The 13,963-nt window shown below is 74.5% G+C and carries 13 protein-coding genes; 3 read left to right on the top strand and 10 right to left on the bottom strand.

Going from position 1 to position 13,963, the window contains the following annotated elements:
• Window positions 1-23 precede the first annotated feature (23 nt).
• Entirely contained in the window at window positions 24-344 is a 321-nt protein-coding gene (gene fdxA / locus ACQP17_RS23705; protein WP_018089397.1) for a ferredoxin, read from the bottom strand.
• A 140-nt stretch (window positions 345-484) separates the two neighbouring features.
• Here fdxA and ACQP17_RS23700 point away from each other — a divergent pair, with 140 nt between their 5' ends.
• Entirely contained in the window at window positions 485-1,528 is a 1,044-nt protein-coding gene (locus ACQP17_RS23700; protein WP_433858091.1) for a GNAT family N-acetyltransferase, read from the top strand.
• Between the two features lie 14 nt (window positions 1,529-1,542).
• Window positions 1,543-2,403 carry a transglutaminase-like domain-containing protein gene (locus ACQP17_RS23695; protein WP_433858090.1) on the top strand — a complete coding sequence of 287 codons (861 nt, stop codon included), beginning with the start codon at window positions 1,543-1,545 and terminating at the stop codon, window positions 2,401-2,403.
• On the opposite strand, the gene ACQP17_RS23690 is transcribed toward ACQP17_RS23695, so the two are convergent.
• From ACQP17_RS23690 to ACQP17_RS23650, 9 genes are all read right to left on the bottom strand, one after another.
• The gene (locus ACQP17_RS23690) at window positions 2,370-3,497 is read right to left on the bottom strand and encodes a PP2C family protein-serine/threonine phosphatase (RefSeq protein ID WP_433858089.1); all 1,128 of its coding nucleotides are present in this window, start codon (window positions 3,495-3,497) and stop codon (window positions 2,370-2,372) included. The two genes, ACQP17_RS23695 and ACQP17_RS23690, sit on opposite strands and share 34 nt — an antisense overlap.
• Window positions 3,498-3,580: 83 nt before the next feature.
• On the bottom strand, window positions 3,581-4,186 hold the full coding sequence (locus ACQP17_RS23685; protein ID WP_433858088.1) for a response regulator: 606 nt from the start codon (window positions 4,184-4,186) through the stop codon (window positions 3,581-3,583).
• A gap of 43 nt (window positions 4,187-4,229) precedes the next feature.
• Window positions 4,230-5,519 carry a sensor histidine kinase gene (locus ACQP17_RS23680; RefSeq protein WP_433858087.1) on the bottom strand — a complete coding sequence of 430 codons (1,290 nt, stop codon included), beginning with the start codon at window positions 5,517-5,519 and terminating at the stop codon, window positions 4,230-4,232.
• A gap of 10 nt (window positions 5,520-5,529) precedes the next feature.
• On the bottom strand, window positions 5,530-6,267 hold the full coding sequence (locus ACQP17_RS23675; protein WP_364875123.1) for an ABC transporter permease: 738 nt from the start codon (window positions 6,265-6,267) through the stop codon (window positions 5,530-5,532).
• A complete protein-coding gene (locus ACQP17_RS23670; RefSeq protein WP_433858086.1) occupies window positions 6,264-7,247 on the bottom strand; it encodes an ABC transporter ATP-binding protein in 984 nt (327 codons plus the stop codon). The genes ACQP17_RS23675 and ACQP17_RS23670 overlap by 4 nt, the downstream gene beginning before the upstream one ends.
• A gap of 156 nt (window positions 7,248-7,403) precedes the next feature.
• The gene (locus ACQP17_RS23665) at window positions 7,404-9,527 is read right to left on the bottom strand and encodes a hypothetical protein (RefSeq protein WP_433858085.1); all 2,124 of its coding nucleotides are present in this window, start codon (window positions 9,525-9,527) and stop codon (window positions 7,404-7,406) included.
• Between the two features lie 215 nt (window positions 9,528-9,742).
• A complete protein-coding gene (locus ACQP17_RS23660; RefSeq protein WP_433858084.1) occupies window positions 9,743-10,249 on the bottom strand; it encodes a DUF6113 family protein in 507 nt (168 codons plus the stop codon).
• Window positions 10,246-11,235, bottom strand: a complete 990-nt coding sequence (gene mshB, locus ACQP17_RS23655; protein WP_433858083.1) for an N-acetyl-1-D-myo-inositol-2-amino-2-deoxy-alpha-D-glucopyranoside deacetylase — start codon at window positions 11,233-11,235, stop codon at window positions 10,246-10,248. Before mshB ends, ACQP17_RS23660 begins: the two co-directional genes overlap by 4 nt.
• 110 nt (window positions 11,236-11,345) lie before the next feature.
• The gene (locus ACQP17_RS23650) at window positions 11,346-11,540 is read right to left on the bottom strand and encodes a hypothetical protein (protein ID WP_129248201.1); all 195 of its coding nucleotides are present in this window, start codon (window positions 11,538-11,540) and stop codon (window positions 11,346-11,348) included.
• A 224-nt stretch (window positions 11,541-11,764) separates the two neighbouring features.
• Here ACQP17_RS23650 and ACQP17_RS23645 point away from each other — a divergent pair, with 224 nt between their 5' ends.
• A complete protein-coding gene (locus tag ACQP17_RS23645; protein ID WP_433858082.1) occupies window positions 11,765-13,957 on the top strand; it encodes a prolyl oligopeptidase family serine peptidase in 2,193 nt (730 codons plus the stop codon).
• The last annotated feature ends 6 nt before the right edge of the window (window positions 13,958-13,963 follow it).

Genomic DNA, 13,963 nt, shown 5'->3' with positions numbered 1-13,963 from the left:
GCTCCCCCTTGGCCCTGGATTCGTTACTGGTTCTGCGGCGGCAGGGCCGCGATGAAGGGGTGGTCGCGCTCGATCAGGCCGAGCTTGCTGGCGCCACCGGGCGAGCCGAGCTCGTCGAAGAACTCCACATTCGCCTTGTAGTAGTCCTTCCACTCCTCGGGAGTGTCGTCCTCGTAGAAGATCGCCTCGACCGGGCACACCGGCTCACAGGCGCCACAGTCGACGCATTCGTCCGGGTGGATGTACAAGGACCGGGAGCCCTCGTAGATGCAGTCGACCGGGCACTCCTCGATGCACGCCTTGTCCTTGACGTCGACACAAGGCTGCGCGATGACGTAGGTCACGCTGTCGTTCCTCCTCGGTAGGGCCGGCGGACCGATTGGCAGTACCGCCGCTGGGCGCGCGGGAGCGCGGCGTCGTCGATGCCCGCCATCTAGTATCTCCGTTCCCGGGCGCGAGACGAACAAGAGGGGCGGTTTGAGCGATGGAATTCCTGGCCGGTGGCCGCGGGGAGGTGCGCATCACCCGTGCTGACGTGGGCAAAAGGGTATCCGTCCGGCGTCTGACCGGGGACGGGGAGGGGGCGCAGAGGTACACCGACGCGGTCGGGGTGCTCACATCCTGGAACGAAGGTGTGCTGAGCATCACACGGCGCAGCGGCGAGTGCGCCCGGATCGCGGAGTCCTCCCTGGTCGCGGCCAAGGTGGTGCCCGCCGCCCCGGCCCGCCGCCGGACGCCCGCGGCCACCGCCCGGGAACTCCAGGAGGTCGCGGCCCGCGGCTGGCCCGCCGTCGAGACCGAACGTCTCGGGGAGTGGACGCTGCGCGCCTCGGGGGGCTTCACCCGCCGCGCCAATTCCGTGCTGCCGCTCGGCGCCCCCGGCGTCCCGCTGGAGACGGCGCTGGAGCGGATCGCCGATTGGTACGGCGCCCGCGGACTGTCGCCGGCGATCACGGTCGCCACCGGGCGTGCGGAGGCCGACGCGGAGCTGACCGCGCGGCTCGTGGAGCGCGGCTGGGCCCAGGAGCGGCACACCAGGATGCGGATCGCGCCGCTGGCCCCGCTCGCCGACGCTCCCCCGGCCCCCGCCGGGAACGCGCCCGCCGCCGTCACCCTGTCCCGGGAGCCGGACGCGGACTGGCTGGCCCTGTACAACCGGACCGGCGAGGACGGCCCCGGCGGCCGGGTGGCCGGGGACGTGCTGCGGGTGCTGACCGGCGGCCCCTCGGTGTGGTGCGCGACGGCGCACGGCCCGGACGGCCGGCCGGCGGCGATCGGGCGGCTGGCCGTCGACGGGCGCTGGGCGGGCTTCTCCGCGGTCGAGGTGGCGCCGGACGCCCGGCGGCAGGGGCTGGCCACCCTGGTGATGGCGGCGCTCGCCGAACGGGCCCTCGCCGAGGGCGCCTCGGCCGCGTACCTCCAGGTCGAGGCGGACAACACCGGCGCCCTCGGGTTCTACGACCGGCTCGGCTTCACCGACCACCACGGCTACCACTACCGGCGGGCGCTGCCGGGCGCCGCGCGCTGAAGGGCGGCCCTCCCGTGCCCCAGGAACCCCGGCCCGACGCGGACGGCGCCCGCGCGGCGCGGCGGCGGCAGTTCGCCCAGGCCGCGCGCGCCGAGCGGCCCGATCTGGCCCTGCTGTGCCTGCTGATCGCCGCCGAGGCCGACCCCGCGCTGGACGAGGCGGGCATCGACGAGGCCCAGATCGAACTGGACCGGCTGGCCGGGCTGCTCCCGTACGCGCCCGTCGGCGGGCCGGAGGCCTGGGCCCGCAACCTCGCGCAGCTGCTGGGCACCCGGCACGGCTTCGGCGGCTCGCCCGCCGACTACCGACGGCTGGAGTCCTCGCTGCTGCACGAGGTGCTGCGGCGCCGCCGCGGGCTGCCGATCCTGCTGTCGGTGGTGTGGATGGAGGTCGCCCGGCGGGCCGGCGCGCCCGTGTACGGGGTGGCGCTGCCCGGCCACTTCGTCGTCGGCTTCGGCGACCCCCTGGGCGCGCATGTGCTGGCCGATCCGTTCGGGGGCGGCCGGCCGCTGACCGAGGAGGACACCGCGCTGCTGGTCGCGGGCGCGACCGGGGAGCGGCTGAGCCGGCGGATGACGGCGCCCGCCGGGCCCCTGGAGATCGTGCTGCGGGTGCTCAACAACATCCGGGCCTGGGCCCGGGCCCGGCCGGAGCACGGCGCGGTGCAGCTGTGGGCGCTGGAGCTGTCGCTGCTGCTGCCGAGCCATCCGGCGCGGCTGCGCCACGAGCGGGCCCAACTGCTCGTCGAGCGCGGGGAGTTCCTCGCGGGCGCGGCCGAGCTGGAGGAGTACGCGCGGGTCGTGGAGGCCGTCGAGCCCGCCGGGGCGAAGGCGATCCGGCGTCAGGCCGCGGCGGCGCGCGCCATGCTCAACTGAGCGGCTGTGGGGGTACGGCGGACGACCAGGACCGTGGCGTCGTCCTTGAGGTCGCCGTGGGTGAAGGACTCCAGGTCGGCGCGGAGCGTGCGGGCCAGTTCGGCCGGCTCCAGATGCGTCCACCCGGCCAGCCGCTCCTCCAGCGGGTAGAACTCGCCGTCCTCGCCGCGCGCCTCGGTCACCCCGTCGGTGCACAGCACGATCCAGTCGTCGGGGTCGGGGTGGATCCGCACGCCGTGGCGCGGCTCGTGGCCGAGCGTGCCCAGGCCCAGCGGCAGGCCGCCCTCGCCGTCGCGGCGCTCGTGGACCTCGCCGTGGCGCACCAGGTAGTACGGGATGTGGCCGCAGGAGAGCACCCGGCCCTGGATCCGGCCGGGCACGCTGCGCACCTCCATCAGCAGCGCGGTGACGAAGCGCTCGTCGGCGCCCTGCTCGGCCGAGCGGGCGTTGTAGCGGGCCAGCGCCTGCTCCATCCGTCCGGCGACCGACTCCAGCGAGTCCAGGTACTGCGCGGCCTCGCGGAAGGACGCCAGCACCTCGATGCCCGCGCCGATCGCCGGCATGCCCTTGCCCTGGACGTCGCCGATCATCAGCCGCAGCCCGTGCGGGGTGTCGATGGCCTCGTAGATGTCGCCGCCGACCCGGGCCCCCTCCTGGGCGGAGACGTAGAAGCCGTACGCCTCGACCGGGCCCGCGCTGAGCGGCAGCTCGCGCAGCATCGCCCGCTGCACGGTGTCGGCCACCAGGGACGTCCGGGCGTGCAGCGCCTCCCGCTGGAGCCGGGTGCGGCACAGCACCAGGGAGAACAGGGCGACCAGGAAGGAGCCGAAGACGCCCACCACGCGGGTGGCCGGTATCCAGTCGGGCACGGTGAAGATGTCGACGAACGTCAGGCACACCACGAAGACGGTGGCCACCAGCAGCGTCCGGCGAAACGAGCAGCGCAGCGCGGCGTACAGCGGGACGATGCCCACGAAGGCTGAGATGTGCAGCTCCGGGCCGGTCGTCGCATCCAGGGTGGTGACGACGACGATCACAAGGATCATGAACACGACGGTCCAGCGGCTGCTGTCCGTGCCTCGGTCGGCTGGCATAACACTTCCAGCCTGCGATACGCCGCCCGCCCGCGCACCGGGACGGCGGGGCGGGCGTCCGCCGGCCCCGGGGCGGAACCCTCCTACAGCCAGCCCTTGTCGCGGGCGGTGCGGACGGCCTCGGCGCGGTTGCGGGCACCGGTCTTCTGGATGGCCAGGGACAGGTAGTTGCGGACCGTGCCCTGGGAGAGGTGGAGCGCGTCGGCGATCTCGGCGTTGGTGACGCCGTCGGCGGCGGCCCCCAGGACCTCCCGCTCCCGTTCGGTCAGCGGGCTGGCCCCGTCGGCGAGCGCGGCCGCCGCCAGCACCGGGTCGATGACCCGCTCGCCGCGCAGCACGCGCCGTACCGCCTCGGCGAGCCGGGCCGCGGGGGCGTCCTTGACGAGGAAGGCGTCGGCGCCTGCCTCCATGGCGCGGCGCAGATAGCCGGGGCGGCCGAAGGTGGTCAGGATGACGATCTTGACGCCGGGGCAGGCGCTGCGCAGCGCGGCCGCGGCGTCCAGTCCGCTGAGGCCGGGCATCTCGATGTCCAGGAGGGCGACGTCCACGGAGTGCTCCCGCGCTGCCGGGACCACCTCGTCCCCGCGGGCCGCCTGGGCGACGACGTCGAGATCGTCCTCCAGGGACAGCAGCGCGGCCAGCGCCTCGCGGACCATCGACTGGTCCTCCGCCAGCAGCAGTCGGATCATGCGGGCCACCTTAAGCCGTACGGGTGGGGGACCGCGGCGCCGGTTACGCGCGGGGAGACGGCGCGACCGGGCCGGGCACCGGGCCGTCGGCGGCGGGGCCGGTCACGGGCTTCGATGCGGCGGCGGGGGCCGGGACGCCGGGGCGGGCGGCGGGGGTGCCCAGCGGGACGCAGGCGCGCAGCGCGAAGCCGCCTCCGCGCGGGGCGGGGCCGGTCTCCAGCCGGCCGCCGGCCAGCGCGATGCGCTCGCGCAGGCCGCTGAGCCCGTTGCCGTCGTGCTGGGCGCGGGGCGGGCCCGCGCCGTCGTCGAGCACCGTCAGGCGCAGGTAGCGGCGCTCGTCGGCCTCCCACTCCTCGGAGAGCAGCAGCTCGCAGCGGCGTGCCCCGCTGTGCCGCAGGACGTTGGTGGTGGCCTCGCGCAGCGCCCAGGCCAGCGCGCCCTCCTCGTCGGCGGCGAGCCCGCGGTACTCGCCCTCCAGCGCCGGGTCGGCGCTCAGCTCGATCCCCGCGGTGCGCAGCGCGGCCCGGGCGGCGGCCAGCTCGACGGCGAGCCGGGGCTTGCGGTAGCCGGTGACCGCCTCGCGCACATCGACCAGCGCCTGCCGGCTGACCTGCTCGATGTCGGCGACCTGCCGGGCGGCGTCCTCGGGCCGGGCGGGCAGCATCCGGCCGGCCAGTTCGCTCTTGAGCGTGATCAGCGAGAGGGAGTGGCCCAGCAGGTCGTGCAGATCGCGGGCGAGCCGCAGCCGCTCGTCGTTGGCGGCCAGGCGGGCCACCTCCTGGCGGGCCAGGCGCAGCTCCGCGGTGGTGTGGATCAGGTGCTGCACCCCGACCATCATGAAGCCGCTGCCCAGCGCGGGCAGGCCGTAGGCGAAGAGGTAGTAGCCGTGCAGCTCCGGATAGCGCGCGCCGATGAGCAGCAGCAGCACGGTCAGCAGCGGGATCGTCCACCGGGACTGCTTCCAGGGCAGCACCACCGCCGAGCTGACGCTGGTGAAGATGAACAGCACCAGCCACGAGCCGTCCAGCGCCCAGGACAGTCCGGCCGACAGCCCCAGCATGACGCCCAGCAGGCCGTAGACCAGTGGGCGGGTGGTCCTGCGCCACATGTGCCGGAAGATCAGCAGGAGGTAGCTGAGCACGAAGAGCGTGAGCCCCAGGCCGCCCCAGACCTGCTCGGACAGCGGGGCGCCGGGCCGCAGCGTCTCGCCGACCGGCCCGGCGAGATACAGCAGCCAGATGCCGACCCAGGCCGTCTTGCCGATCGCCTGGCGGCGGGTGCGGGCGGCCTGCCCCATCATCATGGGGTTCTGGGCCCAGGGCTCACTCTTCATCGTCCGCGTCTCATGCCTTCCGGGTGTCCTTGCGGTACAGCCAGGCCGCGCCGCCGGCGAAGACCAGCAGATAGCCCGCCAGGATGGCCATGTCCTTCAGGTGCGGGGCGCCGCCGGCCTCGACGGCGGTGCCCAGCGCCGCGTACGCGTGCGTCGGCAGCCACTCCGCGACATTCTGCGCCCACTGCGGCAGGAACGTCAGCGGCATCCACAGGCCACCCAGGAACGCCAGGCCGAAGTAGCACAGCATCGCGATCGGGCGCACCGCGTCGCCGGTGGCCAGGTAGCCGATGGCCACGCCCAGGGCGGCGAAGACGAAGCTGCCGAGCCAGGTGCCGGCCGCGATGGCGAACCACTGCCAGGCCTCCAGCCGCACGCCCTTGACCACCGCGGCGACCAGCAGGACCAGCAGGATCGACGGCAGGCTGACGGTCGCGGCGGCAGCCATCTTGGCGGCCACGTAGCCGCGTCCGGGCAGCGCCGTCAGCCGCAGCTGGCGCACCCAGCCGTTCTCGCGCTCCTTGGCGATGCGCTCGCTGTTGCCCAGCAGGACGGCGGTCATGGCACCGAATGCTGCCATGGACACCATGAAGTAGAGCCCCATGTTCAGCTGCATGCCGGGGATCGGCTTGCTGTCCGCGCCGCCCGCGATGATCAGGTAGAGCACCGGCGGGTAGATCACCGAGAAGAACATGAACTTCTTGTTGCGCAGGGCGCGGATGATCTCCAGCTTGATCAGGGTGGTCATCGGCCGGCCCTGCCTTCCTGTCCGGCCGGGCCGGTGGTGCCCGCGTCGGACGCCGTGGTGAGGGCGATGAATGCCTGCTCCAGGCCGAGGCCGGAGACTTCGAGGTTGTGGGGGTAGCAGCCGAGGCCGTAGAGGGCGTGGACGGTGGCGTCGGCGTCCCGGGACTGGATGCGGACCGTGCGGCCCGAGATCTCCAGCGAGGTCAGGGACGGCAGGGCCCCGAGCGCCTCGCGGTCGACCGACTCATCGAGGTCGAAGGCGATCCGGCGGGCGCCGGCCCGGGCCTTGATCTCGGCGGCGGTGCCGTCGGCCAGCACCCGGCCGCGGTGCAGCACGATCACCCGGTCGGCGACCTCGTCGGCCTCTTCGAGGTAGTGGGTCGCGAAGAGGACCGTGCGGCCCTGCCGGGCCTGGCCGCGCATGGCGCCCCAGAAGGCCTGCCGGGCGGAGACGTCCATGCCGGTGGTCGGCTCGTCCAGCACGATCAGGTCGCCCGCGCCGGCGGTGGCCAGCGCGAAGCGCACCCGCTGCTCCTGGCCGCCGGAGAGCTTGTCGACCATGCGGTCGGCGATGTCGGTGATGCCGGCCGCGGTCAGGATCTCGTCGAGCGGGTAGCCGCGCGGGTGCAGGTCGCGGGCGAGCTTGACCAGTTCCCTGACCTTGACGCCCTCCATCAGGCCGCCGCTCTGGAGCATCGCGCCGACCCTGCCCTGCTCGATGGCGCGCTGCGGGCTCGTGCCGAAGAGGGTGACGCCGCCGGCGTCGGGGGTGCGCAGCCCCAGGAGCAGGTCGAGCGTGGAGGACTTGCCCGCGCCGTTGGGCCCGAGGAGGGCGACGGTCTCGCCCGGGTACAGCTCCAGATCGAGGTCGGCCACCGCGCGCACCGCGCCATAGCTCTTGGTGACCTGCCGGAAGCTGACCACGGGGGACCGCTCCGCGCCCTGCGCGGTGGCGGCTGTGGTGGTCGCTGTGGTCGTCATACCCCCCAGCTTCCGGGACGCGCGCCGCGCCCGGCAGTGCCGGGTGTCCGCACTGTGGCGTGACATCTGTCATGGGGGAGGCCCCCTGGGGGACGTTCCCGGTGAGCCGGGAGCGCGCCCTGGGGGGCCTCGTGCCTGCGGTCCGTCGCCGCGCGGTCAGCTGCCGTCGGTGGCGATGGTCTGGATCCGCTCGGACGGGGTGGTGCCGAGCAGCGCCCTGCCGACCGCGCTCGCCACCTCCTCGACGCTGACCGGGTGCTGGGAGCCGTCGCCCTTGGTCACCTCGACGCCGTTGAAGGTGTCGCCGTAGAGGGCCTTGAGCGCCGGACGGTCGTAGTACGGGACCAGAGCACCGTTGACGATCTTGAAGGACAGGAACTTCGGGATCGACTTCTGCGGGCTGAAGGAGACCGTGTGCGCGGCGTCCGTACGGACCGTCACCAGACCGGACATCGCGGGCTCGGCGAACTGCTTCAGCGCCCGGTCCACCGCCGCCTTGGTGACCTGCGGCCGCTGGGTGCCGGCGGCCAGCACCACCGGGGCGTCGGTGCCGGTCGTGGCGCGCCGGCGGTAGGCGTCGGCGACCTTCTTCTTGGACGCCTTCACATCGATGGCCTTGTGCGCCACACCGTAGTGCGGCACCGCCTTGCCGTTCTCGAAGGTGATCCCGCCGTCCGCGGCGGCTCCCCCGGGACCGGCGGCGTTCTCCAGCGCGATCTGCAGCTTCTCGTCGTCGACGAGCACGGCCGGCTCGGCGGTGCGGTGCACGCCGAACAGCGAGCCGATGACGGAGACCGGGTTGTAGTCCCGGCCGGCCGCCCTGCGGACCGTGGCCTGCGGGTCGATGTCCAGACCGGCCCGGGCGGGCTGGAGGGTCTCGGACTTGCCGTCGACGGTGAGTTCGATCGGCTGGCTGCGGCGGCCCTTCAGCTCCGCCTCCAGCTTCTTCACCGCGTCTTCCTTGCTGGTGCCGCCGATGTCCACGCCGAGCGCGGTGGTGCCGTTGGGCACGTCGGCGTGGTCGAGCAGCAGGCCCGCGCCGTAGGCGACACCGGCCAGGACCACGACGGCGACACCCAGCAGAACGAGCTTGCTGCGGCCCTTCTTGGGCGGGTTGATCGGCTCGGGGATCTTGGGCCGCGGCTTGGGCGCCGCACTGTCGCCCTCACCGGCCGGACCGGCCGGGAACGGCGACGGGGACGACGGGCCGTCCGCGCCGGGGGTCTTCGGGATGCCGCTGACCAGCGTGTCACCGGAGACCCGGTCGTGGCCGCCGGACGTGCCGGCCTGCGGGCCGCTCCCGCCGCGCCGGTCCGTGGGGCCGCCGGGCAGTCCGCCGGTGATGCCGCCGCCGAGGCCGCTGCCCGGACCGGCGAGCGGTGCCGGCGGCTGCGGGGTGAGTTCGGCGGTGTCGTCGATCCGGGGCGTGCCGCCGGTGCCCGGGTCGCTGAAGCCGGGCGGCAGGTTCAGCGAGGAACTGCCGCGCGCCGGACCGGTCGTCGGCCCGCTGGGGCCGCCCGGGGCGTCGAACGGGGTGTGGTCACGGGCGGGGCCCGCGGGGGTGTCGAAGGGCGAGCCGCCGCCGGACGCGCCGTCGAACGGCGAGGCGCCGCCCGGCCGGCCGCCCTCGAACGGGGCGCCGCCGCCGGTGCGGGCGCCGCCGTCGAACGGCGGGGCGCCCTCCGGCGCCGGGCCGTCCTGCGGGGCCGGACCGTCGGAGAAGTACGGCAGGTCGGGGCGCTGCTGCGGGGTGGCGCCCGGCGTGCCGTGCGGCGGGGTCGCACCGCCCGGGGCGGGCGGCGCCGGGTGGGAGCCGGTCGTCGAGGACTGGCCGCCGGAGCCGGCCTGCGGCTTGCGCGGCGCGAACCAGTCGCTGGTCTTCTCGGGCCGGCCGGCCGCGGGGGCCTCCTCAGCCGGAGCCTCGGGACGCGGGGTGTTCGCCGTCCGCTCCGCGTCGCGCTCGGCGCCGCGCGCGGGGCGGGGCGTTCCCCGGGAGCCGGCGGAACCGCCGGATCCAGCCGATCCGTTCATGCCGGACTCCTCACCGACGGGCTTGCGCACGACGACCGGCGGGATGGGGCGTGACCCCGGAATATTGATCTTGATCCGCGTCGTCAGCGTGGTCTCGGTCTTGGGCTCCTCCGGCCGGTCCGGGGCACCGGGCGCCGGCGCCTCGTCGGCGTCTCCCCTGGGCGAGCCGTACGGCGGCGTCCCTGACGGGTACGCGGCTCCGCCACGGCCCTGGGGGCCGGAGGACGAACTGTCAGATTCACGACTCAAAGCAGGTTCTCCCGGTTGGCTCCGCCGCTCGTCAGAGATGATCCCCGGCCACAGGCCGGGAGGTGCCCCCAGGGCGGCGCGACGGCGCGCACCACCATACTGTCCGCCGCGGGCGGCCACCCGGGGAGCGTACGAACACCGCCACCACGGGCGGACCCCCGGTACCCGGTGTGTTCACCCCGCCGGGCGTGGCATCCGTCCCGGTATCCACCACGTCATCCGCCAACTCGGCCGTGCCGGACGCCCGCCACCCGCATCTGGGCGGCGGTGGCGCAGATCACAGCGGCCAGGATCCCGCCCAGCAGGAAGAGGTACGAACCGAGCCCGGCGCCGAAGAGGAAGTCGCCTTCCGGCCGGACATCGCTGAGCAGCAGGAACACCGTCACCAGCCAGGCCGCGCCGGGCACCAGCACGCCCGCCGGGGTACCGGTCGCCCGGCCGCCCCCGTAGAACAGCGCGCCGACCCCGCCGAGCGCCAGCAGCAACCCGCCGGGGAACCAGGCCGCTTGCACCAGCGTGCCGGCGAGCGCGACCAGGACTCCGGTGACCAGCAGCAGCGCGTAGGTGCCCGCCCGGCCGCCGGTGAGCGGGGGGACGCCGGCGTCCGGCACCGGGGCCGCCACCGCGGACGCGCCCGAGCCCGCCCGGGAGCGCGCTCCCTTGCCGGCGCCCGCCGCGCCGTTCCCCCTGCCGGCGGCCTTGCCGTCGCTCTCGCCGCTCATCGCGCCGCCTCCTCGATCCGGTTGCCGTGCTGTCCGCCGCCCGCCGTTTCGCCGGTGCCGGCGAAGAGATCGTCCTCGCGCGCACCGTCCGCCGCGCCCGCCACGCCGTGCACCAGCCGGTAGTGCTCGACGGCGAACAGCGGCTGGCCCAGGTCGTTGGAGAGCGCGAAGAACGGTCCGTCGACCGCGATCTGGGTGTGGTGCGCGCGCATCGCCGCGGTCTTGGCCTCCGCGGCGGCGCGGCCGCCGGTGACGGACGCCGTGACCTCGGCGTCCGGCACCACTCCGGGCACGTCGTCGGCGGAGGCGATGCCGGGGAAGGGGTGAGCGGCCGCGCGCAGCCGCTCGAATCCCTCCTCCACCACGGAACGGGGGTTGCAGTTCCAGTAAATCTTGGCGATCTCGTGCGCGCCGCCCAGCTCGGGCCGGAAGCCGGCGTCCGCGGCCAGCTCCGCGCCGCGCATCGCCACCCGGTGCGCCTGGATGTGGTCGGGGTGGCCGTACCCGCCGTTCGGGTCATAGGTGACCAGCACCTGCGGCCGGACCTCCCGGATCACGGCGACCAGCTCACCGGCCGCCTCGTCCAGCGGGGCCTGCCAGAAGCAGTCGGGCCGCTCGTTCTGCGGGGCGCCCATCATCCCGGAGTCGCGGTAGCGGCCCGGTCCGCCGAGGAAGCGGTGGTCGCCGACGCCCAGGGCGGCCATCGCGTCGGCCAGCTCGCCGACGCGGTACGGCCCCAGGGCGTCGTCACGGTCCGGCGCGAGGTGGGCGAGCCCGGGCGGGATGACCTCGCCCTCCTCGCCGCGCGTGCAGGTCACCAGCGTGACGTGGGCGCCCTCGGCCGCGTACCGGGCCATGGTGACACCGTTGTTGATCGACTCGTCGTCGGGGTGCGCGTGCACCAGCAGCAGCCGGCGCGACGGGACGGGGCGCGGGGCGGCGCCCGTGGCGGACGGTGGCGTGGAGGGGGCTGGCCGGTCGGTCATGCCGACAGCCTACGAGCCGCCCGGTCCGCCGTTCGCAGGCGAGCCCGGCCGCCGCCCGTACGGCCCCGCCGGGGGCGCGCACGGGACGGACGGGCCGGGTCCCGAGGGGGTCAGAACTTGATGTTGCCGAGCATGCCGGCGACGTTCGTCGTCAGCTGCTTGATCGTCGGGGCGATGGACGAGCCGGCGAGATAGAAGCCCAGCAGCATGCAGACGAACGCATGCGCGGCCTTCAGTCCGGACTTCTTGACGAGCAAGAAGACGATGATCGCCAGCAGCACCACCGCCGAAATCGAGAGTGCCACGGCGGCTCACCTCCAAGTAGTCGTGATCCGGACCGGGTTACCGGCGCCCGGACCGTCCGCACGGTCCGCGCACCGGGGTATGCCAAGGGCTCTTTACCCCGAACCCACTACGCGCAAGGGATCATAACTTTCCGCGCTAGCGCATAAATCGGAGCACGGAAGCAGAGCGGGGGCGCACATGATCTTCACGAGCGCGACCGCGGTGAGCCCGTAGGCTCACCACCATGACCGGACAGCCTTCGTTCCCGCGGCAATACGCCCGTACGCAGCGCTTCACTCTGGGCGCCCCGCGCGGCTTCACGCTCTCCCCCGACGGTGCACGCGCCGTCTTCCTGCGCTCCCCCTCGGGCACCGACCGCCGGCAGCGGTTGTGGGTGCTCGACCTGGAGCAGGGAAGGGAGTTCACGGCCGCCGACCCCGACGCCCTGCTGGCCGGCGGCGAGGAGCGGTTGCCGCCCCAGGAGCGGGCCCGTCGCGAGCGCAGCCGGGAGAGTTCGGCGGGCATCGTCGGCTACGCCACGGACGCCGCCGTCGAGTTGGCCGCGTTCACCCTGTCCGGCCGGCTGTTCGTCTCCGAGCTGCGGGCCGGCACCACCCGCGAACTCCCGGTCGAGGGGCCGGTGGTGGACCCCCGCCCGTCGCCGGACGGCCGCTGGGTGGCCTTCGTCGCGGACGGCCGGCTGCGGGTGGTAGCCGTGGACGGAGCCACGACCTCGGACGCCGGCGACACCGGCGGCGCGGCAGCCCCCGGGGCGGCGGACCGGGTGCTGGCGGAGCCCGACGGGCCCGAGGTGACCTGGGGGCTCGCGGAGTTCATCGCGGCCGAGGAGATGGGCCGCTACCGCGGCTTCTGGTGGTCGCCGGACAGCGACGCGGTGCTGGCCGCGCGGGTCGACGAGGCGCCCGTGCGGCGCTGGTGGATCTCCGACCCCGCCCACCCGGACCAGGAACCCACCCGGATCGCGTACCCGGCGGCCGGGACCGACAACGCCGGGGTCACCCTGACGCTCCTGGGGCTGGACGGCACGCGCACCGACGTCCTCTGGGACACCGGGCGCTACCCCTATCTCGCGCGCGTCCACTGGTCCGCCGCCGGGCCGCCGCTGCTGCTCGTCCAGGCCCGCGACCAGCGCGACCAGCGCTATCTGACCGTCGACACCACGACCGGCGAGACCCGGACGGTGCACGACGACGAGGACGAGTCCTGGGTCGAGCCGTTCCCCGGGGTGCCGGCCTGGACGCCGGACGGCCGGCTGGTGCGGATCGCCGACGAGGGCGGCGCGCGCAAGCTGTTCGTCGGCGCCCGCCCGCTGACCGGGGCGCCGCTGCACGTCCGGGCCGTCCTGGACATCGGCGAGGACGACGTCCTGTTCTCCGCGAGCGGCGCCGACATGCACGACATCGGGGTCTACCGCGCCTGGTTCCGCGGCAGCGGCGACCAGGGCGGCTGGGAGCGGGTGGGCGCCCGGCCGCATCCGACGGTGTCCTCCGCGGTGCGCGGCGGGGCGCTGACCGTGCTGTCCCAGACGTCGCTGGAGTGGCCCGGCACCCGGGTGGAGGTGGTGCGGCTGGATCCGGACGGCGGGGAGAAGAGTCTCGCCACGATCGGCTCCTGCGCCGAGGAGCCGGTGCTGACCGCCCGGCCCCGGCTGGTCACGGCCGGGGAGCGGGAGATTCCGTGCGCGGTGCTGCTGCCCACCGGATATACGGAGGAGCAGGGACCGCTTCCGGTGCTGATGGACCCCTACGGCGGTCCGCACGGCCAGCGGGTGGTCGCCGCGCACCACGCGTATCTGACCTCGCAGTGGTTCGCCGACCAGGGGTTCGCGGTGATCGTCGCGGACGGCCGGGGCACCCCGGGCCGCTCCCCCGCGTGGGAGAAGGCGATGTTCCGCGATCTCGCGGACGTCGCCCTGGCCGACCAGGTCCACGCCCTGCACGCGCTGGCCGGATCCTTCCCCCTCGATCTGGCGCGGGTGGCGATCCGCGGCTGGTCCTTCGGCGGCTATCTCGCGGGGCTGGCGGCGCTGCGCCGGCCCGATGTCTTCCACGCGGCGGTGGTGGGCGCGCCGGTGACCGATCTGCGGCTGTACGACACCCACTACCAGGAGCGGTATCTGGGCCACCCGGACGAGGAGCCGGCGGTCTACGCGGCGAACTCGCTGGTCACGGACGAGGGCCTGGTCGGCGCCGTGGAGCCGCACCGCCCGATGCTGATCGTGCACGGCCTCGCGGACGACAACGTGGTCGTGGCCCACGCGCTGCGGCTGTCCGCGGCGCTGCTGGCCGCGGGCCGGCCGCACGAGATGCTGCCGCTGACCGGGGTGACCCACATGGCCTCGCAGGAGCAGGTGGCCGAAAATCTGCTCCTGCTCCAAGTCGACTTCCTCAAGCGGTCGTTGGGGATGTCGGTCTGAGCCGGC

The sequence above is a fragment of the Streptomyces kronopolitis genome, from assembly GCF_050953795.1.
GTDB lineage: Bacteria > Actinomycetota > Actinomycetes > Streptomycetales > Streptomycetaceae > Streptomyces > Streptomyces kronopolitis_A.
Note: the sequence above shows the minus strand (reverse complement) of the source record. Positions and strands in the feature narration are given on the sequence as shown.